The organism is Rheinheimera fenheensis (assembly GCF_039871805.1).
Lineage (GTDB): Bacteria > Pseudomonadota > Gammaproteobacteria > Enterobacterales > Alteromonadaceae > Alishewanella > Alishewanella fenheensis.
Genome location: NZ_JBDPJM010000012.1, coordinates 96,711 through 122,609 on the forward strand (window position 1 = coordinate 96,711; position 25,899 = coordinate 122,609).

General features: G+C 48.5%; 28 protein-coding genes and 1 tRNA gene. 17 read left to right on the forward strand and 12 right to left on the reverse strand.

Going from position 1 to position 25,899, the window contains the following annotated elements; genetic code table 11:
• The first annotated feature begins 40 nt into the window (after positions 1–40).
• The 9 genes from pheS (at position 41) to ABGI61_RS15065 (ending at position 9,948) form a co-directional block, all read left to right on the forward strand.
• Positions 41–1,021: a phenylalanine--tRNA ligase subunit alpha gene (gene pheS, locus ABGI61_RS15025; RefSeq protein ID WP_347602575.1), complete on the forward strand. Its 981-nt coding sequence runs from the start codon at positions 41–43 to the stop codon at positions 1,019–1,021.
• A 14-nt stretch (positions 1,022–1,035) separates the two neighbouring features.
• Positions 1,036–3,423: a phenylalanine--tRNA ligase subunit beta gene (gene pheT / locus ABGI61_RS15030; protein ID WP_347602578.1), complete on the forward strand. Its 2,388-nt coding sequence runs from the start codon at positions 1,036–1,038 to the stop codon at positions 3,421–3,423.
• A 2-nt stretch (positions 3,424–3,425) separates the two neighbouring features.
• The gene (locus tag ABGI61_RS15035; RefSeq protein ID WP_008223539.1) at positions 3,426–3,722 is read left to right on the forward strand and encodes an integration host factor subunit alpha; all 297 of its coding nucleotides are present in this window, start codon (positions 3,426–3,428) and stop codon (positions 3,720–3,722) included.
• A 143-nt stretch (positions 3,723–3,865) separates the two neighbouring features.
• Positions 3,866–4,807 (forward strand): YbgA family protein, encoded by a 942-nt coding sequence (locus tag ABGI61_RS15040; protein ID WP_347602581.1) that lies wholly within the window; start codon positions 3,866–3,868, stop codon positions 4,805–4,807.
• A 1-nt stretch (position 4,808) separates the two neighbouring features.
• Positions 4,809–6,227: a deoxyribodipyrimidine photo-lyase gene (phrB, locus tag ABGI61_RS15045; protein ID WP_347602584.1), complete on the forward strand. Its 1,419-nt coding sequence runs from the start codon at positions 4,809–4,811 to the stop codon at positions 6,225–6,227.
• Positions 6,227–6,667 (forward strand): nuclear transport factor 2 family protein, encoded by a 441-nt coding sequence (locus ABGI61_RS15050; RefSeq protein ID WP_347602587.1) that lies wholly within the window; start codon positions 6,227–6,229, stop codon positions 6,665–6,667. The genes phrB and ABGI61_RS15050 overlap by 1 nt, the downstream gene beginning before the upstream one ends.
• A 37-nt stretch (positions 6,668–6,704) precedes the next feature.
• Positions 6,705–7,961, forward strand: coding sequence for an NAD(P)/FAD-dependent oxidoreductase (locus ABGI61_RS15055; RefSeq protein WP_347602590.1), 1,257 nt, complete (start codon positions 6,705–6,707; stop codon positions 7,959–7,961).
• Complete coding sequence (locus ABGI61_RS15060; protein ID WP_347602593.1) at positions 7,961–8,710, forward strand: DUF1365 domain-containing protein; 750 nt, start codon at positions 7,961–7,963, stop codon at positions 8,708–8,710. The genes ABGI61_RS15055 and ABGI61_RS15060 overlap by 1 nt, the downstream gene beginning before the upstream one ends.
• Complete coding sequence (locus ABGI61_RS15065) at positions 8,707–9,948, forward strand: class I SAM-dependent methyltransferase (protein WP_347602596.1); 1,242 nt, start codon at positions 8,707–8,709, stop codon at positions 9,946–9,948. The genes ABGI61_RS15060 and ABGI61_RS15065 overlap by 4 nt, the downstream gene beginning before the upstream one ends.
• 52 nt (positions 9,949–10,000) lie before the next feature.
• On the opposite strand, the gene ABGI61_RS15070 is transcribed toward ABGI61_RS15065, so the two are convergent.
• Entirely contained in the window at positions 10,001–10,837 is an 837-nt protein-coding gene (locus ABGI61_RS15070; protein ID WP_347602599.1) for a CvfB family protein, read from the reverse strand.
• Positions 10,838–10,971: 134 nt separating this feature from the next.
• Here ABGI61_RS15070 and rlmF point away from each other — a divergent pair, with 134 nt between their 5' ends.
• Entirely contained in the window at positions 10,972–11,874 is a 903-nt protein-coding gene (gene rlmF / locus ABGI61_RS15075) for a 23S rRNA (adenine(1618)-N(6))-methyltransferase RlmF (RefSeq protein ID WP_347602602.1), read from the forward strand.
• A 19-nt stretch (positions 11,875–11,893) separates the two neighbouring features.
• Here rlmF and ABGI61_RS15080 read toward each other — a convergent pair whose 3' ends face one another.
• Positions 11,894–12,100 (reverse strand): DUF2061 domain-containing protein, encoded by a 207-nt coding sequence (locus ABGI61_RS15080; RefSeq protein WP_347602605.1) that lies wholly within the window; start codon positions 12,098–12,100, stop codon positions 11,894–11,896.
• A gap of 136 nt (positions 12,101–12,236) precedes the next feature.
• Here ABGI61_RS15080 and ABGI61_RS15085 point away from each other — a divergent pair, with 136 nt between their 5' ends.
• Entirely contained in the window at positions 12,237–12,524 is a 288-nt protein-coding gene (locus ABGI61_RS15085) for a hypothetical protein (RefSeq protein WP_347602608.1), read from the forward strand.
• Here ABGI61_RS15085 and ABGI61_RS15090 read toward each other — a convergent pair.
• Positions 12,521–14,050: a DUF3413 domain-containing protein gene (locus tag ABGI61_RS15090; protein ID WP_347602611.1), complete on the reverse strand. Its 1,530-nt coding sequence runs from the start codon at positions 14,048–14,050 to the stop codon at positions 12,521–12,523. The two genes, ABGI61_RS15085 and ABGI61_RS15090, sit on opposite strands and share 4 nt — an antisense overlap.
• 6 nt (positions 14,051–14,056) lie before the next feature.
• Positions 14,057–14,281 (reverse strand): YejL family protein, encoded by a 225-nt coding sequence (locus ABGI61_RS15095; protein ID WP_347602614.1) that lies wholly within the window; start codon positions 14,279–14,281, stop codon positions 14,057–14,059.
• 70 nt (positions 14,282–14,351) lie between these two features.
• Between ABGI61_RS15095 and yejK the strand changes: the two genes are divergently transcribed.
• Complete coding sequence (gene yejK / locus ABGI61_RS15100; RefSeq protein WP_347602617.1) at positions 14,352–15,398, forward strand: nucleoid-associated protein YejK; 1,047 nt, start codon at positions 14,352–14,354, stop codon at positions 15,396–15,398.
• A 156-nt stretch (positions 15,399–15,554) separates the two neighbouring features.
• Here the strand turns inward: yejK and ABGI61_RS15105 are convergent, their stop codons facing one another.
• From ABGI61_RS15105 to ABGI61_RS15115, 3 genes are read right to left on the reverse strand one after another with little or no spacing between them, the layout of a single operon-like run.
• Positions 15,555–16,238 (reverse strand): M15 family metallopeptidase, encoded by a 684-nt coding sequence (locus tag ABGI61_RS15105; protein WP_347602620.1) that lies wholly within the window; start codon positions 16,236–16,238, stop codon positions 15,555–15,557.
• A complete protein-coding gene (gene dapE / locus ABGI61_RS15110) occupies positions 16,235–17,368 on the reverse strand; it encodes a succinyl-diaminopimelate desuccinylase (RefSeq protein ID WP_347602623.1) in 1,134 nt (377 codons plus the stop codon). Before dapE ends, ABGI61_RS15105 begins: the two co-directional genes overlap by 4 nt.
• Positions 17,365–17,718, reverse strand: coding sequence for an ArsC family reductase (locus ABGI61_RS15115; protein ID WP_347602626.1), 354 nt, complete (start codon positions 17,716–17,718; stop codon positions 17,365–17,367). The genes dapE and ABGI61_RS15115 overlap by 4 nt, the downstream gene beginning before the upstream one ends.
• A gap of 581 nt (positions 17,719–18,299) precedes the next feature.
• Here ABGI61_RS15115 and yfbV point away from each other — a divergent pair.
• Positions 18,300–18,746, forward strand: coding sequence for a terminus macrodomain insulation protein YfbV (yfbV, locus tag ABGI61_RS15120; protein WP_347602629.1), 447 nt, complete (start codon positions 18,300–18,302; stop codon positions 18,744–18,746).
• A 36-nt stretch (positions 18,747–18,782) separates the two neighbouring features.
• On the opposite strand, the gene xthA is transcribed toward yfbV, so the two are convergent.
• On the reverse strand, positions 18,783–19,589 hold the full coding sequence (gene xthA / locus ABGI61_RS15125; protein WP_347602632.1) for an exodeoxyribonuclease III: 807 nt from the start codon (positions 19,587–19,589) through the stop codon (positions 18,783–18,785).
• A gap of 111 nt (positions 19,590–19,700) precedes the next feature.
• Here xthA and ABGI61_RS15130 point away from each other — a divergent pair, with 111 nt between their 5' ends.
• Both ABGI61_RS15130 and deoC read left to right on the forward strand, forming a co-directional pair.
• Positions 19,701–20,381 carry a M48 family metallopeptidase gene (locus ABGI61_RS15130; protein WP_347602635.1) on the forward strand — a complete coding sequence of 227 codons (681 nt, stop codon included), beginning with the start codon at positions 19,701–19,703 and terminating at the stop codon, positions 20,379–20,381.
• A 242-nt stretch (positions 20,382–20,623) separates the two neighbouring features.
• Positions 20,624–21,346 carry a deoxyribose-phosphate aldolase gene (gene deoC / locus ABGI61_RS15135; protein ID WP_347602638.1) on the forward strand — a complete coding sequence of 241 codons (723 nt, stop codon included), beginning with the start codon at positions 20,624–20,626 and terminating at the stop codon, positions 21,344–21,346.
• Between the two features lie 3 nt (positions 21,347–21,349).
• On the opposite strand, the gene ABGI61_RS15140 is transcribed toward deoC, so the two are convergent.
• Both ABGI61_RS15140 and ABGI61_RS15145 read right to left on the reverse strand, forming a co-directional pair.
• Positions 21,350–22,981 (reverse strand): response regulator, encoded by a 1,632-nt coding sequence (locus tag ABGI61_RS15140; RefSeq protein WP_347602641.1) that lies wholly within the window; start codon positions 22,979–22,981, stop codon positions 21,350–21,352.
• Between the two features lie 172 nt (positions 22,982–23,153).
• Positions 23,154–23,238: transfer RNA gene (locus ABGI61_RS15145), tRNA-Tyr, on the reverse strand.
• Positions 23,239–23,361: 123 nt separating this feature from the next.
• Between ABGI61_RS15145 and ABGI61_RS15150 the strand changes: the two genes are divergently transcribed.
• On the forward strand, positions 23,362–23,838 hold the full coding sequence (locus tag ABGI61_RS15150; protein WP_347602644.1) for a VC2046/SO_2500 family protein: 477 nt from the start codon (positions 23,362–23,364) through the stop codon (positions 23,836–23,838).
• 31 nt (positions 23,839–23,869) lie between these two features.
• Here ABGI61_RS15150 and ABGI61_RS15155 read toward each other — a convergent pair whose 3' ends face one another.
• Positions 23,870–24,346: a YchJ family protein gene (locus ABGI61_RS15155; protein WP_347602647.1), complete on the reverse strand. Its 477-nt coding sequence runs from the start codon at positions 24,344–24,346 to the stop codon at positions 23,870–23,872.
• Between the two features lie 95 nt (positions 24,347–24,441).
• On the reverse strand, positions 24,442–24,882 hold the full coding sequence (locus ABGI61_RS15160; RefSeq protein ID WP_347602650.1) for a SulA-like leucine-rich domain-containing protein: 441 nt from the start codon (positions 24,880–24,882) through the stop codon (positions 24,442–24,444).
• A 169-nt stretch (positions 24,883–25,051) separates the two neighbouring features.
• Between ABGI61_RS15160 and ABGI61_RS15165 the strand changes: the two genes are divergently transcribed.
• Positions 25,052–25,750, forward strand: a complete 699-nt coding sequence (locus tag ABGI61_RS15165; protein ID WP_347602653.1) for a DUF3581 family protein — start codon at positions 25,052–25,054, stop codon at positions 25,748–25,750.
• The last annotated feature ends 149 nt before the right edge of the window (positions 25,751–25,899 follow it).

Sequence of the window (25,899 nt, forward strand, 5' to 3'; positions counted from 1 at the left end):
GCTTTAATACTGAACACTACTAGCTGCTTTGAGGACACGCATGAACCTGACAGCAATAATGGAAAACGCCTTAGAGGCCGTTGCCGCCGCCACTGATATTCCGGCACTGGAACAGATCCGGGTCGAGTTTCTTGGCAAAAAGGGCAGCATCACTGAACTATTAAAATCGCTGGGAGCCATGGATCCTGAGCAGCGCAAACAAGCTGGCGCGCAAATTAACGAATTAAAACAGCAGGTGCAGGATGCGCTGAATGCACGGCGCGATCTGCTGCAAAACGCTCAGCTGGCGGCAAAATTGGCGCAGGAACAAATTGACGTTACCTTACCGGGCCGCACGCTGGAATTTGGTGGCCTGCACCCGGTCACCCGTACCATAGAGCGTATCAGTGCATTTTTTGCTGAACTTGGCTTTGAGGTAAAGCACGGTCCGGAAATTGAAGATGATTTTCATAATTTCGACGCGCTGAATATTCCCGAGCACCACCCGGCCCGGGCCGATCATGATACCTTCTATTTTAACCCTAAGCTGATGCTGCGCACTCAAACCTCGGGCGTGCAAATTCGTACTATGGAGCAGCAACAGCCGCCACTGCGTATCATCTCGCCAGGCCGTGTATATCGTAACGATTACGACCAAACCCATACCCCGATGTTTCATCAGGTAGAAGGCTTGATGGTAGATACCAAAGTCAGCTTTACCGAGCTTAAAGGCATACTGCACGACTTTTTGCATAACTTCTTTGAAGAAGATTTGCAGATCCGTTTTCGGCCCTCGTTTTTCCCGTTCACAGAACCCTCTGCCGAAGTTGATGTGATGGGCAAAAATGGCAAATGGCTGGAAGTATTAGGCTGCGGTATGGTGCACCCGAATGTGCTGCGCTCAGTTGGCATTGACCCTGAGGTATACAGCGGTTTTGCTTTTGGCATGGGCGTTGAGCGCCTAACCATGCTGCGCTACGGGGTAACCGATTTGCGTGCCTTCTTCGAAAATGATTTACGTTTCTTAAAACAGTTCAGATAAGCGGAGTGAAGTAAATGAAATTCAGTGAAGCCTGGTTACGGCAGTGGGTAAACCCTGCTATTGACAGCAACACCTTATCTGAACAGTTGTCTATGGCCGGTCTAGAAGTAGATGGTATTGAGCCGGTAGCAGGTAAATTTAGCGGCGTAGTGGTAGGTGAAGTGGTCGAGTGCGGTCCGCACCCGGATGCCGATAAACTGCAGGTAACTAAAGTGAATGTTGGCAGCGGCGAATTGCTGGACATCGTCTGTGGTGCAAAAAACTGCCGTAAAGGTTTAAAAGTCGCGGTAGCTACCGTGGGTGCTGTGCTGCCGGGTGATTTTGTTATCAAAAAGGCCAAACTACGCGGCCAGCCTTCTAACGGTATGCTGTGTTCGTTCTCTGAGCTTGGTATGGCCGAGGATTCAGATGGCATTATCGAACTGCCACAAGATGCGCCGCTGGGGCAGGATATTCGCCAGTATCTTGAGCTGGACGACTGTATTATCGAAGTGGATTTAACGCCCAACCGCGCTGACTGTTTAGGCATAAAAGGCCTGGCCCGTGAAGTTGGGGTGTTAAATAAGTTAGACGTATGCCAGCCGGTGATTGACGCTGTAGCTGCGACCCATGCCGAGACAAAAGCCATTCACTTGGCCGCGCCGGACGCCTGCCCGCGTTACTTGGGCCGTATTATCCGTAACGTCAATGTCAGTGCGCCCAGCCCACTTTGGCTAACAGAAAAGCTGCGCCGCTGCGGTGTGCGCAGTATCGATGCGGTAGTGGATATTACCAACTATGTGCTGCTGGAGCTGGGCCACCCGATGCACGCATTTGATTTAGCCAGCATCGATGGTGATATTACTGTGCGTCTGGCTAATGACGGCGAAAAGCTGGTGCTGCTGGATGAAAGTGAAGTAACGCTCAAAGCCAATACCTTGGTTATTGCCGATAACAGTAAAGCGCTGGCAATGGCTGGTGTATTTGGTGGCTTGCACAGTGGCGTCACCGCCAACAGTAAAGACATCTTTTTAGAAAGTGCATTTTTTGCGCCTTTGGCTATCGCAGGTAAAGCCCGTCAATACGGCCTGCACACTGATGCATCCCACCGCTACGAGCGTGGGGTAGATCCCCAGCTGCAGCGCGAGGCAATGGAGCGCGCCACCCGCTTGCTAATCGATATTTGTGGTGGCGAGTCAGGCCCGGTGGTCGAAGCGGTATCAGAGACGCATCTGCCAAAAACTGCCGATATCAGCTTAACTGAAGCCAAACTGAGCCGTATTTTAGGCATTAGTATCGCCAAGACTGATGTCAGCGCCATTTTTAGCCGGTTAGGCCTGAAAGTGATCGAAACGGCTGACGGCTGGCAGGTAAAGGTGCCGGGCTACCGTTTTGATATCAGCATTGCTGAAGATCTGATTGAAGAAGTGGCTCGGGTATATGGCTATAACAATATCCCTAATATTGCACCGCAAGCCAGTTTGAAAATGCGTAGCTTTAATGAAGCTGAGTTAAGTGTGCAGCGCCTGCGCACTGTGCTGGTAGACCGCGGTTATCAGGAAGCGATTACCTACAGTTTTGTTGACCCTAAAGTGCAGCAACAGTTGTTCCCGCAGCAACAGGCATTGGTGCTACCTAACCCGATTTCGGCTGACATGTCAGCCATGCGGCTTAACCTGTGGCCGGGCTTATTGCAAACTGTGCAATACAACCAAAACCGGCAACAAAACCGGATCCGGCTGTTTGAGTATGGTTTGAAGTTTGTGCCAGATGCACAAGCTGAGGGTGGTGTACGTCAGGTTGAGGTATTAGGCGGTGTTATTCTGGGTTCAATGCATAATGAGCATTGGAACATGGAAAACCGCGTTGCCGACTTCTATGATGTAAAAGGCGATGTTGAAGCGCTGCTGGCACAAACGTCGGCGCCGGATGCGTTTCGTTTTGTTACCGCTGAGCACAGTGCCTTGCATCCGGGGCAAACAGCGGCTGTTTACCGTGGCGACAACCTGGTCGGCTATTTGGGCGCACTGCACCCTGAGGCTGAGCGTAAACTGGGTATTAAAGGTAAAGCCTATCTGTTTGAGCTGGAGCTGTCAGCGCTTGGCATGCGTGATATCGTGCAGGCTAAAGAGCTGTCGAAGTACCCGGCCAACCGACGTGACCTGGCGTTGGTGGTAAAAACAGAGGTGCGTTTTGCTGATATAGCTGCTACTATAAAAAAAGTTGGCGGAAATCAACTAGTTGACCTAAAATTGTTTGACGTATACACAGGACCGGGTGTGGCAGAGGGTTTTAAATCGCTGGCCATTGCTCTGACCCTGCAGGATATAGCGCGTACCCTGGAAGATAAAGATATCCAACAGTTGGTAAATCAAGTAGTTAGCGCGCTTGGTGAAGAGTTCAACGCAACGTTGAGGGATTAAGAATGGCGCTTACCAAAGCCGATTTAGCAGAACGTCTGTTTACAAAGTTTGGTGTTAGCAAACGCGATGCCAAATTAATAGTGGAAGCTTTTTTTGAAGAAATCCGTGCTGCCTTAGAGGCGGGTGATCAGGTAAAGTTATCCGGCTTTGGCAATTTTGACCTGCGGGTGAAAAATGAGCGACCGGGTCGTAACCCTAAAACCGGTGAAGACATTCCTATTTCTGCCCGTTGTGTGGTGACGTTCCGCCCCGGACAAAAATTAAAGTCTCGGGTTGAGGTAGGCACCAGCAAGAAATAAGTGGTGTGTAACCTGGTTTATAAACGGCAAATAGCGAAAGCTACTTGCCGTTTTTTTATTCACTTACACACAGGCTGAAAAATAATTGCGATCCAAACGCTGGCTTGTACAGTAAGTAGCACATCTAGAAGCGGATAAGCATTATGACGGTAAAAATTGGTATCAGTGCCTGTGTTTTAGGTGAAAAAGTGCGCTTTGATGGCGGCCACAAGGGTTCATCCTTTTGCATGCAGCAACTGGCGTCGTTGGTACAGTACGTGCCGGTATGTCCGGAAATGGCGATTGGCATGCCCTCACCACGGCCAGCGATAAGGCTGCAGCTGGATGATTCGCAGCAAGTACAACTGGTGCAAAGTAACAATCCAGCCATAAATCACACCGAGGCAATGCTGGCATTTAGCGACAAGAAATTACCGCAGTTAGCCGGGCTTAGCGGTTATATTGTTTGCGCCAAATCGCCCAGCTGCGGCATGGAGCGTGTGCGGTTGTTTGATGCCAAAGGACAGCAAATGGGTAAGCTGGGTGTGGGCCTGTTTACCCATCAATTGATGCAGAAGTATCCGTGGCTACCGGTAGAGGAAGATGGCCGCTTGTTTGATCCTGCGCTGAAAGAAAATTTTATATGCCGTGTATTTAGCTGTCATGACTACCAGCAGACGGTGCAGGATGGTTTTAGCGTAGGTAAGTTAGTGGCCTTTCACAGTCGGTATAAGTTTCTTGTGATGGCACACAGCCCCGTTGCCTACCGCGAGCTGGGTCGCTTGGTAGCCAATGCTAAGTTATTTGCAGCAGAAGAGTTACAACAGCGTTATTTGCTGGAGCTGATGCAGGCACTGAAAAACATTGCCACGCGCAAGCAACATGCTAACGTGTTGCAGCATTTACAAGGCTTTTTAAAACATGGTTTAAGTGCAGAAGCCAAGCAAGAGCTTGCCAGCCTGATAGACCGTTACCGGCAGGGCTTTGTGCCACTGCTCGCGCCTGTTACCTTGCTGCAACATCATTTGAAACAGCATCCGAACGCCTACGTCAGTGCGCAGCGCTATTTTAACCCTTATCCTGAAACCCTTGGACTGCGAGCCTAACATGTCTGCATTAACTGTTGTCTGGTTTAGAAACGATTTGCGCACTCTGGATAACGCTGTGTTGTGCAGTGCCATTGAACATGCTACCAGACACGACACTGCGCTAGTCGGCCTTTTTATCGCCACGCCCCAAACCTGGACACAGCATGATATGGCACCGATAAAGCAAGACTTGATCCGCCGTCGGGTCCAGGCGCTAGGTCAGGAGCTTGCAGTGCTCAATATACCGCTGCTGGCGGTAGAGGGGAGTGGTTATCAGCAAGTGCCGGCTGCTTTTGCGCAGTTATGTCAGTCGTTTCGGTTAACAGTGTTTGCTCAAACCGAATACGAGCTACGTGAGCAGCAACGCGATGCCAAGGTTGCACAGCTGCTCAGTAACAGTAGCGGTGAGCTGGTGCAGTTTGACACCCAGTGTATTATGCCGCCGGGCAGTATTCGTACGCAGCAGGGTGACATCTATAAAGTGTTTACCCCGTTTAAACGCAGCTGGCTGGCACGGCTGCATCAGCAGGGTGCGCATTGCCTGGGCAGGCCAAAGCCGCTACAGCAGAAGGTACCGGCATTACCTGAATATCCAGCAATGCAAGCGGGTGATAACAGCTCGGTGAATTGGGCTACAACGGAAGAGGACATACTCGCGGCACTGCGGTTATTTTGCCAGCAGAAAGTTGAAGATTATCAGCGGCAACGTGATTTCCCCGCTGTTGATGGTACCTCCAAGCTGTCGCCTTACCTGGCGATCGGTGCTATCTCTGCTATGCAGTGTGTTGCCCGTTTACAGTTAGAAGCAAAAGACAGTTGGGCGCTGGAAAAAAGTGGTGCTGAAGTATGGCTGTCTGAACTTATCTGGCGTGAGTTTTATAAACATATTCTTGTTGCCTACCCGCAGCTGATAAAGCATCAGCCGTTTCAGGCCGATACTGCAGCTATCCGCTGGACGAATAATAACACGCTATTTCAGGCTTGGTGTGAGGGGCAAACCGGATACCCGATAGTCGATGCAGCCATGCGTCAGCTGAACCAAACCGGTTGGATGCACAACCGTTTGAGGATGATTGTCGCCAGTTTTTTGGTGAAAGATTTACATATCGACTGGCGCCTGGGCGAGCGCTATTTTATGTCGAAGCTGATTGATGGTGACTTTGCCGCCAATAATGGTGGCTGGCAGTGGGCTGCCTCAACCGGCACTGACGCCGCGCCGTATTTCCGAATTTTTAATCCGGTAAGCCAAAGCGAAAAGTTTGATCCGCACGGCGACTTTATCCGTTTGTATGTGCCAGAGCTTAGCAAGCTGCAGGGTGCGGCATTGCATTGGCCCGCTAAAGTTGGGGGCGTTAAAGCTTACCCCAAACCGATAGTGGACCATAGCGTTGCACGCAAGCACACATTAGCCTTATTCGCCGAGGTAAAGAAAAGCTGATGACGACCATAGCCTGTCCCCGAATTGACCAGTTTTTACAGTTTTACAACGCCCTATCGGGTAACAACCTGCAGTCGTTGCAGCAGGTGTACCATCCGGACGTTGTTTTTATTGATCCGGTGCATGAAATTCATGGCCGCGATGCATTAAGCTCGTATTTTAGCCATGCCTATGAGCGCTTAGCGCACTGCGAGTTTATCGGGCAAGATAAACTGGAGCAGGACAACCATGGCTTTTTAAGCTGGCGTATGCAGTTTTCTCACCCGGCAATTAGCAAAGATAAACTGATTGTCGTGGAGGGCTGCTCGGTATTGCGCTGGCAAGACGGACACATTATTTATCACCGTGATTATTATGATTTAAGCGAAATGGTCTATCAGCACTTGCCGGTAATTGGCTGGCTGACCAGTAAAGTAAAACAACGTATGGCGAACAGTTAAGGCAGCGCCGCACCTAAGCAAAAAATAAGGAAGTAGTATGCGCATAGCAGTAGTGGGCGGCGGTATTTCGGGTATGATGGCCTGGTACCTGTTACAGCAAAAACATGATGTGACCTTAATAGAGGCGAATGATTATCTGGGCGGTCACACGGCAACGGTAGATGTCACAGTTGAAGGCAAGCAATATGCCATAGATACGGGTTTCATCGTGTTTAATAATTGGACCTACCCGATTTTTAACCGCTTTATCGCGGAGTTGGGGGTAGCATTTCAGCACACCACCATGAGCTTTTCAGTAAAGCACAGTGCACAAAACCTAGAGTATAACGGTAACACCTTCAGTAGCTTATTTGCACAGCGGCGTAACCTGTTTCGGCCCTCTTTCTGGGGTATGCTGCTGGAAATAGTGCGCTTTAACAAGTTGGGTAAAAAGCTGTTGGCCGAGCAACATCCGGATCTTGATTTAGCCCTGGGCGATTTTTTACTGAAGCACGATTTTGGCAATGCTATCCGTGATAACTATTTAATGCCGATGGGAGCTGCCATCTGGTCGGCGGGTTTGGCTGAAATGCCTGCCTTTCCAGTGCGTTTTTTCCTGCGTTTCTTCAATAATCACGGCTTGCTGAACGTCAGTGACCGGCCGCAGTGGTCAGTGATTAAAGGCGGCTCGAAGCGTTATGTCGAGGCATTGACAGCGAAGCTGGGCGCTGACAAGGTAAAACTTGGCCAGCGCATCACTAAGGTACAGCGCGACGATAAAGGCGTTATGCTGCAATTCGCTGACGGCCGTACCGAGCATTTCGATAAGCTGGTATTGGCGTGCCATAGCGATCAGGCCTTGGCGCTGTTGGGTGACACAGCCAGTGAAGATGAACGGGCGGTGCTTGGCGGTATTGCCTATCAGAAAAATGAGGTAGTGTTGCATACCGACGCCCGTTTACTGCCAAAACGTCAGCGTGCCTGGGCGGCCTGGAACTATAATTTAGATGCCAATATTAATGATAGGGCTACCTTAACCTACAACATGAACATTTTGCAGGGGATTAGTGCCCCGGTGACGTTTTGCGTCACCCTGAACAATACTGTAGCCATAGCGCCAGACAAAATTCTCGGCGTGTATCAATACGATCACCCGGTGTATAACCATTACACCCTGGCTGCGCAGCAGCAACGCAGCAAAATAAATGGCGCCAATCATACCTATTTTTGTGGCGCGTACTGGTATAACGGTTTTCATGAAGACGGTGCCAAAAGTGCAGTAGACGTTGCCGCGCTGCTGGGAGTGGATTATTAATGCTGAGCGGCCATGCAGTATACCAGGGTGAAGTAGGCCATTTGCGGTTATTGCCAAGGCAACATCGCTTCGCTTATCAGGTAGCCTTGTATTATCTGGATACTGCACAGCTTAACACCTCGGCATTGGCTAGCGTTGGCATAGGCTACGAGCAATTTGCTGCTTTAAGTTATCGCCGGCGCGATTACCTGCCCGGTGCAGACAGTCTTTATCAGGCGGTGTGTGACAAAGTGGCTGAGCTTGGTGGCACTATTGCGCCTGATCAGGTATTTGTGTTAACGCCGCTGGCCAACTGGGGGCTGTATTTCAGCCCGCTAACGCTGTACTACTGTTTTGATGCCGCCGGCGATTTTTGCTATTTGCTAGCTGAAGTGTCTAATACGCCCTGGAACGAGCGGCATTATTATTTGCAAAGCATCGTCAGTGGCCAGACACAGTATCAACATGCCAAAGCGTTTCACGTATCGCCATTTAACCCCATTGATATGCAATACCACTGGCAGATAATGCAACCTGGACCGCAGTTACGGCTCAGTATTGCTAACCACAAAGCCGGCAAACAGGTATTCAGTGCCTGGATGAATTTTGAGCGCCAAACTTTGACCCTGGCCTGGCGGCGACGTTGGCTGATCCACCATCCGTGGCAAAACGTACAGGTACTGCTACGTATATACTGGCATGCGCTAAAGTTATTAATCAAAGGCGTTCCGGTGCATGCCCACCCCAACACGAAGGATAACAATGCATGACAATGAGTCTTACTGAAACCTCAGTATTTGACAACCTGAGCTGGTTTGAGCGCTTGTGCCGCAAATTCGCGCTGGATTTTATCAGCCAGCTGCAACATGGCGACATCACAGTAGTGGAGGGGAGTCAGCGCCTGCGGTTTGGCGATGAGCAAGCGGCATTAAAAGCAGTGATTACGGTTGTTGATCCGGCCTTTTATCAGAAGCTGGTGATGTCAGGCTCTGTCGGCGGTGGCGAGGCGTACATTTACGGTTGGTGGCGCTGTGACAATCTAACAGCCTTGGTGCGTATTTTCGCGCTTAACCTGGCCACGTTAGATAAGCTTGACTCGGCCATCACCCGGCTTGGCCGGCCATTGTTGAAGTTACTCAACTGGCGTAATAAAAACTCTAAATCGCAGGCGCGCAAGAACATCGCAGCCCATTATGATTTGGGTAATGAGATGTACCGCTTGTTCTTAGATAACAGCATGATGTACTCCAGCGCGGTATATCCGGATGACACGGCTGATTTAGCCAGCGCCCAGCAGCACAAGCTTGAGCTCATTTGTCAGCGACTGCAGCTAAAAAGTACAGACCATCTGATTGAGATTGGTACTGGCTGGGGCAGTATGGCCATTTACGCGGCGCAGCACTATGGCTGTAAAGTTACCACCACCACAATTTCACAGCAGCAGTATGACTACGCTAAACAACGTATTGAAGCGTTGGGTTTACAAGGGCAGATCACCCTATTGCTGGAAGATTACCGCGACCTGCAAGGGCAGTACGATAAGCTGGTGTCGATAGAAATGATTGAGGCGGTGGGCGAAGAGTATTTGGATACCTACTTTGCCAAGTGTTCCAGCTTGTTAAAGCCAGAGGGCTTGATGGTGTTACAAGCCATTACCATTGTTGATCAGCGTTATAAGCAGTACGTGCGTGAGGTTGATTTTATTAAGCGCTACGTGTTTCCCGGCGGGTGTTTGCCATCTATCAGCCGCATGACGGATGCAGTCAGCCGTAAAACAGATCTGATAGTGCGACACCTACAGGATATTGGCTTTGATTATGCCCGTACGTTAAAAGATTGGTGCGACAACTTTATGCATGCCCGCGATAAAGTGCATCAGCTGGGTTACGATGATAATTTTGTCCGCTTATGGCAGTTTTATCTGTGTTATTGTGAAGGTGGCTTTCGTGAGCGTGCTACCAGTGCGGTGCATTTGGTGTTATCGAAGCCTGCAAACCGCGACAGTTAACCCACTAAGGAAAAACGCCGGCGTATGCCGGCGTTTTGCTCTTAGGAATTAGCTACTCAGAGGGAACCAAGATAATACCGTGCTCGGCGATAACGATTTTCTTATCTTTGTATAAAGTACCAATGGCCTGCTTAAAGGCTTTTTTACTCACGCCAAAACTGGCGTAGATTTGCTCCGGCGAGCTTTTATCTGTCAGGGCAAGCTTGCCACCATTCTGCTCCAATTTGGTCAGTATTTGTGTGGTGAGCTCCAGTGCTTGCTTATAAGTGGCGGCATTGAGGCGTAAGTCGATTTTGCCATCATCACGCACTTTAACGATGTAGGCACTGAGCTTGTCGCCACGGCGCAATGGCTTAAACACCTCATTTTTATACAGCACGCCCCAGTGCTGGTGATTAACCACGGCTTTATAGCCAATATCGGTTTGCTCACTAATGATAATGTCCACCATATCGCCAGCTTGACAGGGCGCGGGTGTTTTATGCAGATGGCGGTCCAGTTTGCTGGAGGCGACAATGCGGTTACTGTTATCGACATAACAGTACAGCAGATAGCTCTGGCCTTCTTTGAGCGGAAGTTGCTGCTCGCTAAACGGAACCAGCAAGTCTTTTTTCAGACCCCAGTTCACAAAGGCGCCGACTTTCGTGGTTGCAACTACTTGTAGCATGGCGACTTCGCCAACCTTTATTTTTGGCCGCTCGGTCGTAGCAATTAGCTGATCTTCTGAGTCCAGGTATAAAAATACCTCCAGCGTTTGACCAATTTGCAGATCTTTGGGGGCGACATTATTGGGCAGTAAGATCTCACCCCAGCTTAAGCCATCAAGATAAAAGCCAAATTTAACCTGCTTTTTTACTGTTAAACGATTTATTTTTCCAAGCGCCAGCATCTGACATCCACTATTTACGCCGCCAAGGGCTTTGAACACGCCGGCTATTGTAGCGTTTTTTTGCCAATGTTGCTGACTATTCCTTGTGCCATGCTACACTGCGCGCCGTTTCAGTGATTACAGGCCAAGATTTTATGGCAGCACAGGTGTTATTACATCTACGCAACTTGCATCAGGGTAAATATGACTTTGCGGCGCTGATTAAAGCGCAGCCCGCGCTGTCCGCTTTTGTATTCACCAAAGCCGATGGCGAGCAGAGCATTAATTTTGCGGATAATGCGGCAGTCGTAGCGCTGAATCAGGCGCTATTAGCACACTATTATCAGGTGAAGTTTTGGCAGCTGCCTGCAGGTTACTTATGCCCACCGGTGCCAGGGCGAGCCGATTATGTGCATTACTTAGCCGACTTGCTGGCCGGTAACGATAATATCATTCCACGTGGTAAACACATTACTCTGGTCGATATTGGCACGGGTGCCAATCTGATTTATCCCATCATTGCCAGCAGTGTTTATGGCTGGCAGGTTATTGGCTCAGATATTGATACGGTCGCGGTAAAGTCGGCGCAAGCCATAGTAGCGAGTAACCCGGTGTTAAGGGGCAGGGTGCATGTTGTCAGGCAGCAAGCTGCAGCGATCTTTACCGGCGTGATCCCCGCTGGTCAGTTTGTTCACCTTACCATGTGTAATCCGCCGTTTTATGCCTCAGCGGCGGAGGCTAATGCGGCCAGTGCACGCAAATGGACTAATTTGGCCAAAGCAAAGAGTGCAGCGCAGCGTAATTTTGCTGGTCAGCCACACGAGCTGTGGTGTAATGGCGGTGAGCTGGCGTTTATCAGTCAAATGATCCATGAGAGTCTGCAATTTAAACAGCAGGTTGGTTGGTTTAGTAGCTTAGTGTCGCAGCAGAAGCATCTGACACCATTACAAGCGTTAGTAAAAAAAGCCGGTGCAGCCAAGCAACGAGTTATCGAGATGCGCCAGGGGCAAAAGGTTAGCCGTATTCTGGCCTGGAGCTTCCAGCCGCCAGAATCATAACGGCTGCATCATTGCAGGACTACCTAAAGTACTGCACTGCTATTGCTGTTTTAGGGCGGCTGCCAACACGTTGCCAGACTTTTTCATGGATAAAGTAACCTACCGTATTCACTGCTGGCTCTATTACGGCCACTAAACCACCCAACACAAAGCTACCGGTGATTAGATAAGTGACCAAAAATGCAATGTTAAAATGCATAATGGCGAAAGTAATAGTCTTAGTCATTATTGACTCTCCTTAAACGGGTTATGTGCTAAATGATAGCGGTTCTCGTTATTGTTTAAAGTGAATTAATGTGCTTGAACTAATCGGAATTTTTAATAGACACGTAAAAGCTGCAGCTAATAATAAGGAGCAAGGTATGGATTGGCGCCAATGGCTGGATGTAAAGCAATATGAGTTTTTGCTGCAATGGTTTATGCGTCGTCAGCGCGAGCTTAACTTGGCTGAGCTTAACGAGCCGTTGGCTTATGACAATTTCAGTTTGTACGATCAGCTATGCCAGCAAATGCTAAAAGAGGCGGCTATTGCTTATGTTGAGCGTTTTTCACAGCCCGTAGCGCCTATTGCACTGACCAATATGCTGCACCTGGCTGAATTAGAGCTTGCCGGTCGGCCGGCGAAAAAACCATCCGGCAATCTACATTAAGGGTTGGACACTGTTGATGTATCTATGCGTTTTAACGCATCAATCAGCATCGGCTGATCAAGCTTTTCATTAAGGGGTAAAAGGGTGCCGGCTGACCATACGCCAAAACTGCCATCGGCGCGCAGTATTAACATTTTATCTTTTTTAAAGCTGATAATTTCATCGCCGCTTATGGTCAATTTAGGTAAGCTTAGTGGCTTTTGCAGGTTATCACCCAGCCAGCTTGCGTGGTCATTACAACCGGCCTGCGCCAATAGTGTCGGCACTATATCTAAGTGCTGCGTTACGCTGTGTGGCTGCAGCTGGTGCAGCGCTGCCCAGTTACTCCAGGCGCGTACCGGTGCCAGACGAAATTGTGTAGCGCTGGCATTAAGTTGTAACAGCAGCACATTGGCGTACTGCTGGTAAAGGTTAATATGCTGCTGTGGGTTATTATCAAACACGATGGCAAATTGCGCTGGCTTGTCAATTGCTAACCAGGGCAGTTGCGGCAATGCGGTAGTGCTCTGCCGGCTTATACTGATACCCTGAGCGGTAGTCTGGTTAAGCCAACCCGGTGCGCTCTGTAAACTGTCCAGCGTCTGCTGATGTTCAGTGTTAAACGTGCTGTAAACCAGGTTTAACAGTGCCTCGCTCTGTTGCACCGGGGCAAAATGCTGCTCCAGTGCCTTCAGCTTCAGGTTTTGCACCACAGCAGAGTGCTGTTCATTCAGCAAAGCACTGATAATCACAACCGTAGGTGCGCCTTGACGTGAGGCTTCACAATACAGTTCACTGGTCGAGCCTGTACTGGCTGGTAAGTTGAGTTTATCCAGCTGCAACTGGGCCCGGCGGTTTAAATCAACCAACTGATAACGGGCTAACAGCGTTTTTGCTGTAGCAGGGTATGACAGGGGTAAGACATTATCCTGACGCGTCACGTCATAATGTAAATTGGCATCCGCATAAATATGAATAAGATGGCTTAAGCTGAAGCTGCCGATAAACATTGTTAAGGCCACACCGCCAATCCGGGTTTGTTTTAAGCGTTCGACTTTTTTCCAGCAGTAGTTGCTCAGCGTCAGCTGTAACGCGAGCAGGATGGCGCCTACAGCCAGTACGATCAGTACAAAGTTGCGCAGGTTGGTGACAATTTGCTGACGCAGCAAATCTATCGCTTGCTCAAATGAGGCACTGCCAATGTGATAGCCCAAATGGGCATACACATAGGCGTCAAAAATCAGTACGATCAGCGCACAGCTTGCGAGTACCGCAGCCAGACCACGCACGTGACGTTGGTAAGGAAAGATCAGCGAGACCGGAAAAATGGTCAGGATGAAGAATAAAAAACACAAAAAGGCGGTATGGCCTATCCAATTTAGCGGCAGATACAGCTGGCCCAGCAAGCTGGACGGCAGCGGCTCTGATAGCCAATATACAGAGGTGACACCTAGCGCCAGAATGATATTAAAAAAGCAGAACCAATGGCCCCAGTTCAGCAGGCGGTTAACTTTTTTAACCAGCGACAGATTGTTTTCCAGCACCATAGGGTGTTAGCCAGCTTTCGTGTTTACGGCATCTGCTAATGCCTGGTTAAAATGACTGACCACCGCCTGGCGCTGTGCCGGTGGGACACTGCTGTTGACGACGTGGCTAATTGCATTACCCAGACACATCAGGCTAAGCTCGGTAGTGGCTTTTTCGCTGTGTAGTACATCCAGTAACTGATTAACCAGTTTCTCAATCTGAGCAGTGGAATACTTTGATACAATTGGCATGAATTATCCGCAAGTTATGTGGTGTAAACAGGTAGAATAGTATCAGAATTCATTTTAAACAGGAAAAATTATGTCTGTAGATGTGCAGCAGTTGGCGATTAATTATCTGGAACTGGATGAGCAAGCCTTAAGTAAAGCGCATTATCGACCAGCCTTGGTTACGCCCACCGCCGCCGTGGCACATTTGGTCGAGCAATTACATCTTGCCTACAACGGCAAACCTGCCAAAGGGTATGCGGCCTTTAGTGCCGATAAAGATCCGCAAGTGGCATCAGTGCTTGGCGACTGGCAAAAACATAACAGTGACTTTATGGTGTTAGCCAATACCGCCACGGCGGCATTGGAGCAGCAGTTGCAAGCGCACCAATTACCAGAAAGTGGTTATTTGCTGATTTGCCATTACCGCTATTTAGCCAGTGACTATTTGCTGTTCTGTTTGCTCGGCAGTAAGGATCATTTTTCGTTAACCGAGGAGTTGGAGCTGGCAACGTCGCGTCATTTAGATATTGCCAGAATGCAGTTAGCTGCGCGTATTGACTTAACCGAATATCAAAGCTCGCCTGAGCAGGGCAAATATATCAGTTTTATCCGCGGTCGGGCCGGGCGCAAAGTCGCCGACTTTTTTCTTGATTTCCTCGGTTGTGAAGAGGGCACTGACGCCAAAGCTAATAGCAAGGTGGTTCTGGCCAGTGTCGAAGAGTATTTTTCTGCCGCTGATTTTGACAGCGCCGAGAAAAACGATGCGCGTAAACAGGTATACAGCTACTGTGAAGAGCGCGCCAAGGCAGGGCAAGACGTGGTATTAACCGAATTGTCGGCCGTGATTGACGAGCAGGAGCAACAAGGGTTTTTACGCTATTGCCAGGAGCAGCAGTTGCAGGTGGCCGAGCAGTTTCCGGTGGAAGTAAAAGAGCTGAAAAAACTGATAAAATTTAGCGGCCAGGGTGCAGGTTTATCAGTCAGCTTCGAGCAAAAACTGCTGGGTGATCGTGTGCAATACGACCCACACAGCGACACCCTGTTAATTAAAGGCACGCCACCGAACCTGCGCGATCAGTTGCAGCGCTTTATTCAGGGGTATTCTGCGTTTGATCGCGCCGAGCCGGGTGCTGAATAGGTCCTGTCTGCGCTTGTTGTTGCTCCTTATTGGTTTTATTACCGCCAGGGGGAAACTTCGCTGGCGGCAGCTTGAGATTAGCAAGATGCTTAATAAGCAGGATATTGCTTACCACAACGCCAAACGCCAGCAGCAGTGCCCAAAACAGTGGCCAGTTCATTGTGGCGGGCAAATATTGCTGATGTAACGCTGATAAAGCGCATCGAGGTGTGCCAACACCACATCCTGGCCAGCGATAGGATGCTGTGCTAAACAGTGTTTCAGTAGCGCCGGGCTAAATTGCGCCAGGTATTCTGATGCAACAGGTTGATAGCTCAGATGCCAGGGCTCGGCGGCGACACCACCCTGATAGTGCTGATATGGCAGGAAGAAGCCATAGCGGGCGCTGTGTTGCTTAAGCCAGCAGGCCAGGCGGTAAAAAGGCCCGTTAGGGCCATATTCAGCCGGTGTGAGTTGCAGTTTATAATCTGAAGTGACCGCAGCTGCATCATACAAGTCTAAATCGGTGCCCCAGTGATGCCGGCTGGCACCGGGCAGGGCAGAGTACAGCAGTATTGCTTCAAGTTTAGCCAGCTCCGCCAATTGCTCCATCAAAACTGGCTGGCCATGTTGGTCAAATACCGGTTTTTGGCCGCTGAATTTAGCCTGCCAGATTTGTGCCTGACGTTCAAAAGAGCGAAATGATGATGCGACGCGAATAGTTATACCGTCAAGCTGTGCTGCAGCACACAAGGCTGCAAAAGGCGCGGCAACATCTGTATGCAATTTTACGCCTTGTACGTTGTGCACTAAATGTCGCTCGGTTAAACCGGTAAGCACAGCCTCATCGCACAGCATCATAAACTCAGCTCAAGTTGCTCCAGGATCGCTTCATACATTTTAGTTAGTTGCTCTAAATCGGTTACTGACACGCACTCGTTTACTTTATGAATAGTAGCGTTACAGGGGCCAAGTTCAACGACTTGGGCGCCGGTGGGGGCAATAAAACGGCCGTCAGAGGTGCCGCCACTGGTTTCAAGCCGTGGCTCGAAGCCTTGTACCTGATAGATTGCCTTCACCGTCGCTTCGACCAGCGAGCCTTTATCGGTGAGAAAAGGCAACCCATTTAACGTCCAGTTTAGGTTGTAATTTAAGCCGTGGCGGTCCAGTAAGGCAGTTACCCGTTGTTGCAATTGCTCTGCAGTGCTTTCGGTGCTGTAGCGAAAATTGAACATTACCTTTAATTCACCGGGGATCACGTTAGACGCGCCCGTACCGGCATGGATATTCGCAATTTGAAAGCTGGTGGCCGGAAAGTAAGCATTGCCGTCATCCCAGTGCTCGGCGGCAAGCTCTGCCAGCGCTGCAGCAGCTTTATGCACCGGGTTTTCTGCCAGCTGCGGATATGCCACATGGCCCTGGATACCTTTAACCAGTAGGTTGCCCGTCAATGAGCCGCGGCGACCGTTTTTCACTACATCACCGGCTTTATGGCTGCTGGACGGTTCACCCACAATGCACCAGGTAATTTTCTCATTGCGGGCTTCCAGCGTTTCAATAACCCTTTTGGTGCCATTGATAAAAGGCCCTTCTTCATCGCTGGTAATTAGATACGCCAGGTCAAATTTGGGCGTAGGGTAACGCTGTAAAAAGCGCTCAGTGGCCACAACCATGGCTGCCAGGCTGCCTTTCATATCGGCCGCACCGCGACCAAATAGGGTATCGCAGATCACTGTCGGTTCAAATGGTGGCGTGTGCCAGTGCTCCAGAGGGCCGGTAGGCACAACGTCGGTGTGGCCGGCGAAGCAGAAAACCGGTTTGTTACTGCCGCGGCGCGCCCACATGTTTAGCGTATCTTCAAAATGCATCACTTCAATATTAAAACCAACAGCGGCCAGGCGCTGTGCCATTAATTGTTGACAGCCAGCATCTTCCGGCGTAACAGACTCGCGGCAGATAAGCTCCCGCGTAAGATCAATAACATCACTCATGCAGATAGTCCAAACAGGTGTTGATAGTCAGCAGGTTTAAAGCCCAGAAAATACTGGTTGTTGTGCACCAACAACGGTCTTTTAATCATTGCCGGTTGTGCCAGCATCAAGGTCAGCGCTTTTTGCTCGCTCATGTCCGCTTTTGCTTCTTCGCTTAACTGACGATAAGTTGTACCGCGGGTATTTAACAGGTTCTGCCAACCGCAGTGCTTGGCAAACTCTGTCAGTTGCCCGGCAGTTAAACCATCCTGGCGATAGTCAATAAACTGATAAGGGATTTGCTGTTGCTCCAGCCAGGCTCGGGCTTTTTTTATGGTGTCGCAATTTTTAATACCGTACAGGGTGGTCATAGCGGTAAGTTCTCGTGGGTATTATCTGAAGTTTCGCAAAGTGTACCTTTTGCAATCTGAACAACCAAGTATTGCGTAATACCTTTGCGTTATAACACAGAACCGGGTAAACGGACGGCAACAAACACCAACATTGCAGCAATATGTCTTTTTCAGGTCTTTTGCATTAAATTTTGCTGAAGCAGGCATTTTTGTAGCTTAACAGAAGGCTTGCTCCGGCTTGAATGCTGTAGTGTATTGCTTTGCGTTGTCCACAGATTTTGTGGATAACTTTGTGTGTAACGCTGTTTAACTGGGTTAAGTTTATGATATGTAATGGTAATGTGGGTTGGCATGTTTTTTGTTTGTTTTAACTGCCGTGGAACTGCAGTGTAAAATGATGAAAACAGCAGCTTATTCATATTATGAATATCAACTAAGCTGATGAACTAGCTTACTAGGCGATAAAGTTGCAATTTAGCCTTTGCTAATTGATGAAATTGCAGCGAAGTAAAGGCTAGCGCCGTATTTAAGAGCCAGGCAGAGGTAATACCGGGTGTTTTGTGCTATCGTTTTAGCAAGCTGAAAATGGGAGCTTAACCATGCAGTATCCGCTATACGCTACCGTGAAAGCTGGTAGGGAGTACAGTAAGATTTGGCCGGCAAAGCCGGAACTTAACGGAATTTTCGTTGAAAACAAGGTGATTCTCTTTACGACCTTAAGTAGCAAGCTGTTGCCGCTAACGGCGCTATTAGTGGCGTTGTTGCAATTTTGGTATTTAGGTAACGAACATCTCGGACAGATAGTCGCAAGCATGTTGTTTGTAGCGTCTCTACCGCTTCAAGGATGGTATTGGTTAGGCGTGCGGGCCGCAACACCTTTGCCACCCTCCGTGGCCAGTTGGTACCAGCAAGTCCGCCAGAAAATGCAACAGCAGGGTATTGAGCTAAAGCCGCTGTCACAACCATGGAGTTACAAAGATTTAGCGGCGTTATTGCAAAAAGCCTATCAGCAACTGGATAAAAGCTTTGTCAGTCAGTGGTTATAGCCGCTAGCAGCTATAACCACTTAGCGCTGCTCAGCATTAGCTAAAAACAGACCAAACTGGGGCATGATCGGAAGGGCGCTCTATACCACGCAGCTCATAATCGATACTACTTTCAGTGCAGCGCAGTGCCAGCGGCGCTGTTGCCATAATGACATCAATGCGCAGGCCGCGGTTGTCGTCAAAGCCTTTTGAGCGATAGTCGAACCAGCTGTATTGTGCGCTGGCATCAGGATGAAGTGCCCGAAACGTATCTACTAACCCCCAATCTTTCAACTGTTGCAACCAGGCGCGCTCTTCGGGTAAAAACGAGGTTTTGCCCTCGCGTAACCAGCGCTTAGCATTAGCTTCACCAATACCAATATCTAAATCGACAGGCGAAATATTAATGTCGCCAATAACGGCCAGATGCTCGCTTGGACTGTGGTGAGTAAGTAAATAGTGTTGTAAATCGGCATAGAATTTCGTTTTAGCTGGAAATTTTATAGGGTGGTCTCGGTTTTCACCCTGCGGAAAATAGCCGTTTAACACAGTGATGGGGGTACCATCGGCCATACTAAAACTGCCAATCAGCATACGGCGCTGCGCATCAGCGTCATCAGTAGGGAAACCGTATTGCATTGTTATTGCGGGTTGTTTGCTAAGTATTGCCACGCCATAGTGGCCTTTCTGACCAAAATGATAGACGTGATATCCCATGGCTTGCACTTCTGCCAGCGGAAACTCCTCGTCATGAACTTTAATTTCCTGCAGGCCGATGATGTCTGGCTGATGTTTATCGATCAAGGCTTGCAGCTGGTGTAGTCTTGCTCGAATGCCATTGATATTAAAAGAGATAATTTTCATTAACTGGCTGTTCCCATAAAATGATGTACTGGCAAATTGGCCAGATAATAACACTTTATCACTGGCTATGGCACAATAGCGCTATTGAATATGGCCTTAAAGTAGTAACAGATGAAACTGGCTTATCAGCTGGTATACAGCACAAAACGCCGCAGTGTGGCCTTGCAGATTAAACATGGACAGCTGACAGTGAGGGCGCCCGTCGGCATCAGTGAGGCTGATATTCAGCAGTTGGTCATTGCGAAGCAACCCTGGATAGATAAGCACCTCAAACTCGCCAAAACGCAAGTGCCTCCAGATTGGATGGCACTTAAAACGCTGCCATTTCAGCAGCGTCAGTTAACCTTTGATGTACGGCTCTCGTCACAGTCTGGCATCCGTTGGTCTGATGACAAGCTGCAGATTAGCCTATCATCGCGTTGTCAGGCAAAAAACCTAGACGTGCATGCCCGTAAACAGATAAAACACTGGTATCAACAGCAAGCGCAGCAGTGGTTTGGTCAGCGTTTAGCTTACTGGCAGCAGCAAATGGAGTTGACGGCGGTACGCTTCGTTATCGGCGACTGGAAAAGCCGTTGGGGATATTGCAATAGTAAAGCTGAGCTTGGCTTTAACTGGCGATTAATGATGGTGCCTGACTGGGTTGCAGACTATGTGGTGGTACATGAACTGGCCCATTTACGCTATTTGAACCATTCGGCAAAGTTCTGGCAGTTGGTGCATAAGCATTACCCTGGAGCTAAAGCGGCAGCGGAGTTTTTGAAGCAAAATCAGTACTGGATGAACATATAAAAAAGCGCCGGCGATCAAGCCGGCGCAAACACTAGGACATCGAAACAGGAGAGATTCAGTATCACCTAACAACTACTAAAGCTTATGACGGTTACAGGGCGAAATAATTCAAAATTTTTTTAGTTTTTTCTATAGCGCATTTTGCTTTTGCTGCCTGACCTGGTTTAAGCTCCACGCCAGCAACAGGATACTTATGATAATCAGACAGCCGGCATGGCTGCATTGCTTTTGGACTCAAGGTTATGACCAATATTTTACGCCTGCAACAACTGGCAAAGTTGCTTGATATAACCCGTTTGCAAGACGACGATACCATAAGTGGTTTCGACAACTGGCTGACTAACTTACCGCAATTGCCTGCGGCCGCTTACTGTGTTTTTCCGCAATATCTGCAAACTTTGTCGCAATGGTCAGGCTTTAAAGCGCCCTCCAAGTTGGCAACAGTGGTCAATTTTCCCTCTGGCGATTTAGCCACAGATTTGGTGTGCGAACAGATCCAGCAAGCCTTAATGTTAGGTGCAGACGAAATAGACTGTGTTTTGCCATATAAAGCCTTGCTACGCGGTGAGCAGGGCTATGTTAAGAACTTCCTATATGATGTGCGCCAGCAGAGTCAGGGCAAATGTTTAAAAGTGATTATTGAGTCTGGTGAGTTGTTAACAGCACAGCAAATCACTAGAGCGACAGAGCTGGTGATTGATTGCGGCGCAGACTTCGTGAAATCATCCACCGGTAAAACGGCAGTGGGTATTACTGATGAAGCGGCCCGTATTATGCTGACCGTGATCGCGGCTGCAGACAGAGAAGTGGGGTTTAAAGCATCCGGTGGCGTAAGAACCCTACAACAGGCACTTCAACTGGTGCAATGGTATGAAGAGATTACAGGGCGCGTAGCAACGGCAGAAGGGATGCGCATAGGCGCTAGTGCGCTGGCAACAGAGCTCGCGCAGGTGCTAGCGGTCTAGTAATCAGCGCCTGAATTCGTCGCGCAGTTTATCAAATTGCTGTAACAGTTCTTTGTAACGTATGCGGTGGTGCTCTGGCAGCGGCATGTTATCAACGATGCGGAAGGTTTTTTTGCATCGTTCAAACAACTCTCGGGATTTATTCTTCTGCTGTTTGTTCAGCTGTTGGATAGACGCCTGGATCAGGTTTAGTGCACAGCCGGTATTCATTGGAGCCAGGTCCAGCGCCGCTTCAAAGTGTTTTATCGCAGCACTAAAGTTGCCCTCTTTATAGCTATTAATGCCGGCTTTGTTTAGCTCGCCAAATTGCTGCTGTTTGTCATCGACAAACTGTTGTTGTTCGCTAAACAAGGTTTTTAACAAGGGGTTTTTCATCAACTCTGCCGGCAGTAGTTTAGTAAGGGTATTGGCTTGCTCAAACTCACCAATTTGGTTTAATAAAAAGATAGCGTCCGGTAAAATTTGGTGCTGATCGGGCAACTGCTCTGCCACGGCCGCATAGGTTTTTTTCGCCTGATACTGTGCACCGCTTAACGATTCCAATCTGGCCTGACATAGGGCCTCGAACAGCTCAAAATTGATTTCACGTGTCATACCTTCATCACGTTTTACCCGTTGCAGCGCCAGTGACACCTCCTGCAAATAGCGGTTACGCTGCGCCGGTTCAGCAGTGCGCACTGCGGCATCGATAACGCTGCGGATATAATTAAGCAGGTGCACAATGTCCTGTTTGATAGAGCGTCTGGTAATCTCGTACAGTTGCTTACTAGCCTGCACCTGTTGAGGTACGTTATTGAGCTGGCGGGCAATTTCCAACACCAGATATTGTCTGTTCATGCTGTAGGGGGCTATTTCGGCTGCCGCGAGTATACTGCTGAAAGCCGTATCCAGGTCACCCAGGGCCTGGTAATTCTGCGCCTGTATATCGAAAGCTTCGGCAAAATAGCGATTGTCGTCAATTGCCTCCTGACATAACAGCAGACTTTCATCAAACCGTTGTAATTCAAAACACAATTTGGCTTGTAGTAACAGGGCCCAGCCGTTGCGGCGCTGAGATAGGCTGCTTTGTAATATTTGCTCAGCTTCCTCATAGCGTTTCAACGCCAGTAGGTTTTCTACCAATACCCGGCGACAAAACTGTTGGTAGCGGCTCTCTGTGCTTAACTCTTGCTGACAAAGCTCGACTACGTGTTTGGAATCGTCATCGTAAAGTGCCTGATAAATTGCAGATAGCTGAGTTTTCTTACGTTGAATGCGTTGGATCCTGCTGCGCAGTACACTTTGTGAGAAGGGTTTAACTAAATAATCATCCGGTTCCAGCTCCACGGCACTCATCACCATGGGTACGGTATTTTCGCCAGTAACCAGCATAAAAATGCTGTGTGGCGCCAGAAGTTTTTTCTCACGCAAATCTTCCAGCAATTGTTTGCCGTTTTTGCCGATCCCTAAATGGTAATCAACAAACAGGATGTCATAGTTGATGTTGGCGCATTTAGCTAACGCCTGCTCACCGGTTGGCGCAAAGGCGACATTGGTAGCGCCCATAGAGTACAAGATACCTTTAAACATCAGTTGAAAGGCACGTTGATCGTCAACAATGAGCACGCGTTGATTTTCAAGCGTCTTGTTATCCATCAGCGCCACAAAAAACTAATTTTAATTAAGCTAAGTGTCGGAAATATCGGCCGCTTTAGCAAGATAATTAGTTCTTCCAAAGCAGAAAACCAAGCTGTCATCCGGTGTTTTACTAAATTTGCTGAGGAGCTGAAAGACAAGGAGGATAACTAATGACATTAAAGAATTGAAATGGTGGAGGGGGAAGGATTCGAACCTTCGAAGGCAGTGCCGGCAGATTTACAGTCTGATCCCTTTGGCCACTCGGGAACCCCTCCACGAGTGGACGGCATATTATCAAACTGACTTTTGATGTAAAGCCATTTGCTAAACTTTTTTATCTGACTGCCGATAAATCCAGCAATAGATTTTCATCGTGCAATAACGGACAATTTCAGCTGATGGTAATTAACGAATGGCAGCTTGATGTAAAGCTAAATCAGGCATTACATCAGTCGCACAGAGCAGATTTCGCGCTTTACTTATCGTTGTTGTCACCAGAAGTAGAAGAAGCTGCTCAGTTTTATACGCCCGAGCCCGTTGCAGAGCCTAAGCCCGATCGACTGCGCCAGCAATTAGGCTTAGATATTTCTGCAGCAAGACGCTTTGCATTACAAGACGGGGATCTTGATAGGTTGCTGCAACATAGTATTGCATTAAAGTGTAGTGGTTTATTGCAGTTAAAGTTAACCAGCTATCTCAACCCCGGGCCGCTGGCACAGTTTGACGAACAAAAACGTATCAGAGGAGACGTCTGGCAGAATTTGAGTTTGCATGCCCGTCGCCATCTAGCCGCTGAAGCAGTTCATAAAATGCCGGCAGATCCCACTGCTTTATATGAGGTGTTACGACAGTTGCATCAACATGACGCGGCATAACATCCTAGTCTGAAGATGCGTTCTTCACCGTTTACATCTGGCCTGATGGAATATGTTCAGTACAGTGCTTAAACTTTTTACCACTGCCGCACGGGCACGTGTCATTACGGCCAATTTTTATCGCTGGGGCGTCTGTCAGAATGCCGTCAAAGTAATACCAGCGGTGTTCATAAACAAAACGTGAGCGCTCGTTGAACTGCTGTAATACGTTACCCTGCAGGTAACGCACGGTAAAATCAACAACGCCCCCGGTATTCGTTTGCTCGCTGCTGTTTACCTGTAACGCGATAAAATGACAGCTGTCGGCAAACAGCTTAATGGCTGCCAGGCTGTTTTCCCGCTGTTTAGAAGGATGGTAGGTGCGAAATATGTAGCCTATATCATGACTGCAGTAAGCACTGTATCGAGATCGCATTAACTGTTCACACGTTTGCGCTACTCTGGCACCTGTTAATGGTGGCTGACAGCAAAGACTGAAGTCTTGCCCTGACTGGCAATAGCACAACATAGAATCCGCTTATTTAAAAAGTAAGTTGCTCTATTATACCTAGCCTCACTTTGATTGTCGGCATACTGTTATGAGCTTCAGTGTTTTCGTCAGTATTAGTGAGCAAGCGTCATAGTAGAGAGCTGCTCAGCCTGATATAAATGCACATTGTTTGCTTTAGCCTGTTGCTGGAAACGTTGTAGCGTGACAGGACATAACGTCTTGGTAAAATTCACCACCAGCTGACAAGTGCCTGAACTGAGTGCGCGTGCTACGGTGACGTTAAGATCCGATATCTGTTTTTCATGTATCACCAGAATCTTATTTAGCGGCAATTGGTATCGTGCTAGCCAGCTTTTATTGGGTAAGTTGTTGGGGGCGATAAGTAAGATCCAACCTTGGGAGTTTTCATAGCGTTTTAACAACGCTAGTAAATTATCTTGTGTATGATCAGCCCCAGTGCTGCCAGCAAGATAGCTTGCCTGTGACGGTTTGCTCAGTGTTGCTAAAGATTCTGCCGTATTGATTAACGAGATGCCGGACTGGTGATTATACATAGCTTCCTCTACATGTTTATATATACAGTGTATTTATATACAGTAGTTTGGCTTTGTGTGAAAAGCAAGCAATTAATTACGATAAGGCAGTCATATTTACTGGCTAGACCATTCTTGAGTTAAATTTGAGTACAATGGCACGCTTATTAGTTACATGAGTTAAAAGCGAATGCTGTTAGAACAATACGTGAATCAGAATGCTGAAAGTTTCAGCTTTAGCCGTAAACAGGCCAGTGAATTTGCTAAGCAGGTGGCGACTGATTTTAATCCGATACACGATGAGGACGCTAAACGTTTTTGTGTACCCGGAGACTTGCTATTCGCTTATTTGCTGACGCGCTATGGCATTACTGAACAACTTAGCTGTCAGTTCTCTGGCATGGTCTCGGCAGATGTACTTTTGCGGTGTAAAGAACAGGCAAATCTGATTACTATTTGCGATAGTCAGGATAAAACATACCTATTGTTACAACATAGCGGAGCCAGGCAACGCGACTTAAGTGTCATAGAGCCATTGATCCGTGATTATGTGCAGTTCTCCGGCCAGAATTTCCCTCATATATTACAGCCACTAATGCAGCAGCATCAGGTTATGATTAATCCGCAACGGCCACTGGTGATATATGAAAGTATGGCATTAAGCTTTTTTAGGTTGCCACGGCATAAAGTTGACTTGAACCTTACCGCTTCTTCGCTAGCGGTTGAGGGAAAACGCGGCAATGCATTGCTGGAGTTTGCGTTAAGTGAGCAGGGGGAGCAAATCGGTAAAGGTGAAAAACGCATGATACTCAGCAATCTGATGCCCTACGATGAAAGGCAAATGCAGCAAATGGTAGCTGAATACAACAGCCGTAAAGTCGCTGCCTGAAAGCGCGTTAATAAGAGCGGTTAATTTATCGGCATTTGAACAGTCGGTGCGTATTTACCGCTTGCAGGCTAATTAAAACGCCCTATAATGCGCGCCATGCCACGGGGCGCTGCGGTTTGGGTGCTTCGGGTGAGTTAAGTTAGGTTGCA

Bases quoted from the DNA above. Each gene is read 5' to 3' on its own strand.
- pheS (WP_347602575.1), top strand. From the start codon at position 41: ATGAACCTGACAGCAATAATGGAAAACGCCTTAGAGGCCGTTGCCGCC.
- pheT (WP_347602578.1), top strand. From the start codon at position 1,036: ATGAAATTCAGTGAAGCCTGGTTACGGCAGTGGGTAAACCCTGCTATT.
- ABGI61_RS15035 (WP_008223539.1), top strand. From the start codon at position 3,426: ATGGCGCTTACCAAAGCCGATTTAGCAGAACGTCTGTTTACAAAGTTT.
- ABGI61_RS15040 (WP_347602581.1), top strand. From the start codon at position 3,866: ATGACGGTAAAAATTGGTATCAGTGCCTGTGTTTTAGGTGAAAAAGTG.
- phrB (WP_347602584.1), top strand. From the start codon at position 4,809: ATGTCTGCATTAACTGTTGTCTGGTTTAGAAACGATTTGCGCACTCTG.
- ABGI61_RS15050 (WP_347602587.1), top strand. From the start codon at position 6,227: ATGACGACCATAGCCTGTCCCCGAATTGACCAGTTTTTACAGTTTTAC.
- ABGI61_RS15055 (WP_347602590.1), top strand. From the start codon at position 6,705: ATGCGCATAGCAGTAGTGGGCGGCGGTATTTCGGGTATGATGGCCTGG.
- ABGI61_RS15060 (WP_347602593.1), top strand. From the start codon at position 7,961: ATGCTGAGCGGCCATGCAGTATACCAGGGTGAAGTAGGCCATTTGCGG.
- ABGI61_RS15065 (WP_347602596.1), top strand. From the start codon at position 8,707: ATGACAATGAGTCTTACTGAAACCTCAGTATTTGACAACCTGAGCTGG.
- ABGI61_RS15070 (WP_347602599.1), bottom strand. From the start codon at position 10,837: ATGCTGGCGCTTGGAAAAATAAATCGTTTAACAGTAAAAAAGCAGGTT.
- rlmF (WP_347602602.1), top strand. From the start codon at position 10,972: ATGGCAGCACAGGTGTTATTACATCTACGCAACTTGCATCAGGGTAAA.
- ABGI61_RS15080 (WP_347602605.1), bottom strand. From the start codon at position 12,100: ATGACTAAGACTATTACTTTCGCCATTATGCATTTTAACATTGCATTT.
- ABGI61_RS15085 (WP_347602608.1), top strand. From the start codon at position 12,237: ATGGATTGGCGCCAATGGCTGGATGTAAAGCAATATGAGTTTTTGCTG.
- ABGI61_RS15090 (WP_347602611.1), bottom strand. From the start codon at position 14,050: ATGGTGCTGGAAAACAATCTGTCGCTGGTTAAAAAAGTTAACCGCCTG.
- ABGI61_RS15095 (WP_347602614.1), bottom strand. From the start codon at position 14,281: ATGCCAATTGTATCAAAGTATTCCACTGCTCAGATTGAGAAACTGGTT.
- yejK (WP_347602617.1), top strand. From the start codon at position 14,352: ATGTCTGTAGATGTGCAGCAGTTGGCGATTAATTATCTGGAACTGGAT.
- ABGI61_RS15105 (WP_347602620.1), bottom strand. From the start codon at position 16,238: ATGATGCTGTGCGATGAGGCTGTGCTTACCGGTTTAACCGAGCGACAT.
- dapE (WP_347602623.1), bottom strand. From the start codon at position 17,368: ATGAGTGATGTTATTGATCTTACGCGGGAGCTTATCTGCCGCGAGTCT.
- ABGI61_RS15115 (WP_347602626.1), bottom strand. From the start codon at position 17,718: ATGACCACCCTGTACGGTATTAAAAATTGCGACACCATAAAAAAAGCC.
- yfbV (WP_347602629.1), top strand. From the start codon at position 18,300: ATGCAGTATCCGCTATACGCTACCGTGAAAGCTGGTAGGGAGTACAGT.
- xthA (WP_347602632.1), bottom strand. From the start codon at position 19,589: ATGAAAATTATCTCTTTTAATATCAATGGCATTCGAGCAAGACTACAC.
- ABGI61_RS15130 (WP_347602635.1), top strand. From the start codon at position 19,701: ATGAAACTGGCTTATCAGCTGGTATACAGCACAAAACGCCGCAGTGTG.
- deoC (WP_347602638.1), top strand. From the start codon at position 20,624: ATGACCAATATTTTACGCCTGCAACAACTGGCAAAGTTGCTTGATATA.
- ABGI61_RS15140 (WP_347602641.1), bottom strand. From the start codon at position 22,981: ATGGATAACAAGACGCTTGAAAATCAACGCGTGCTCATTGTTGACGAT.
- ABGI61_RS15150 (WP_347602644.1), top strand. From the start codon at position 23,362: ATGGTAATTAACGAATGGCAGCTTGATGTAAAGCTAAATCAGGCATTA.
- ABGI61_RS15155 (WP_347602647.1), bottom strand. From the start codon at position 24,346: ATGTTGTGCTATTGCCAGTCAGGGCAAGACTTCAGTCTTTGCTGTCAG.
- ABGI61_RS15160 (WP_347602650.1), bottom strand. From the start codon at position 24,882: ATGTATAATCACCAGTCCGGCATCTCGTTAATCAATACGGCAGAATCT.
- ABGI61_RS15165 (WP_347602653.1), top strand. From the start codon at position 25,052: ATGCTGTTAGAACAATACGTGAATCAGAATGCTGAAAGTTTCAGCTTT.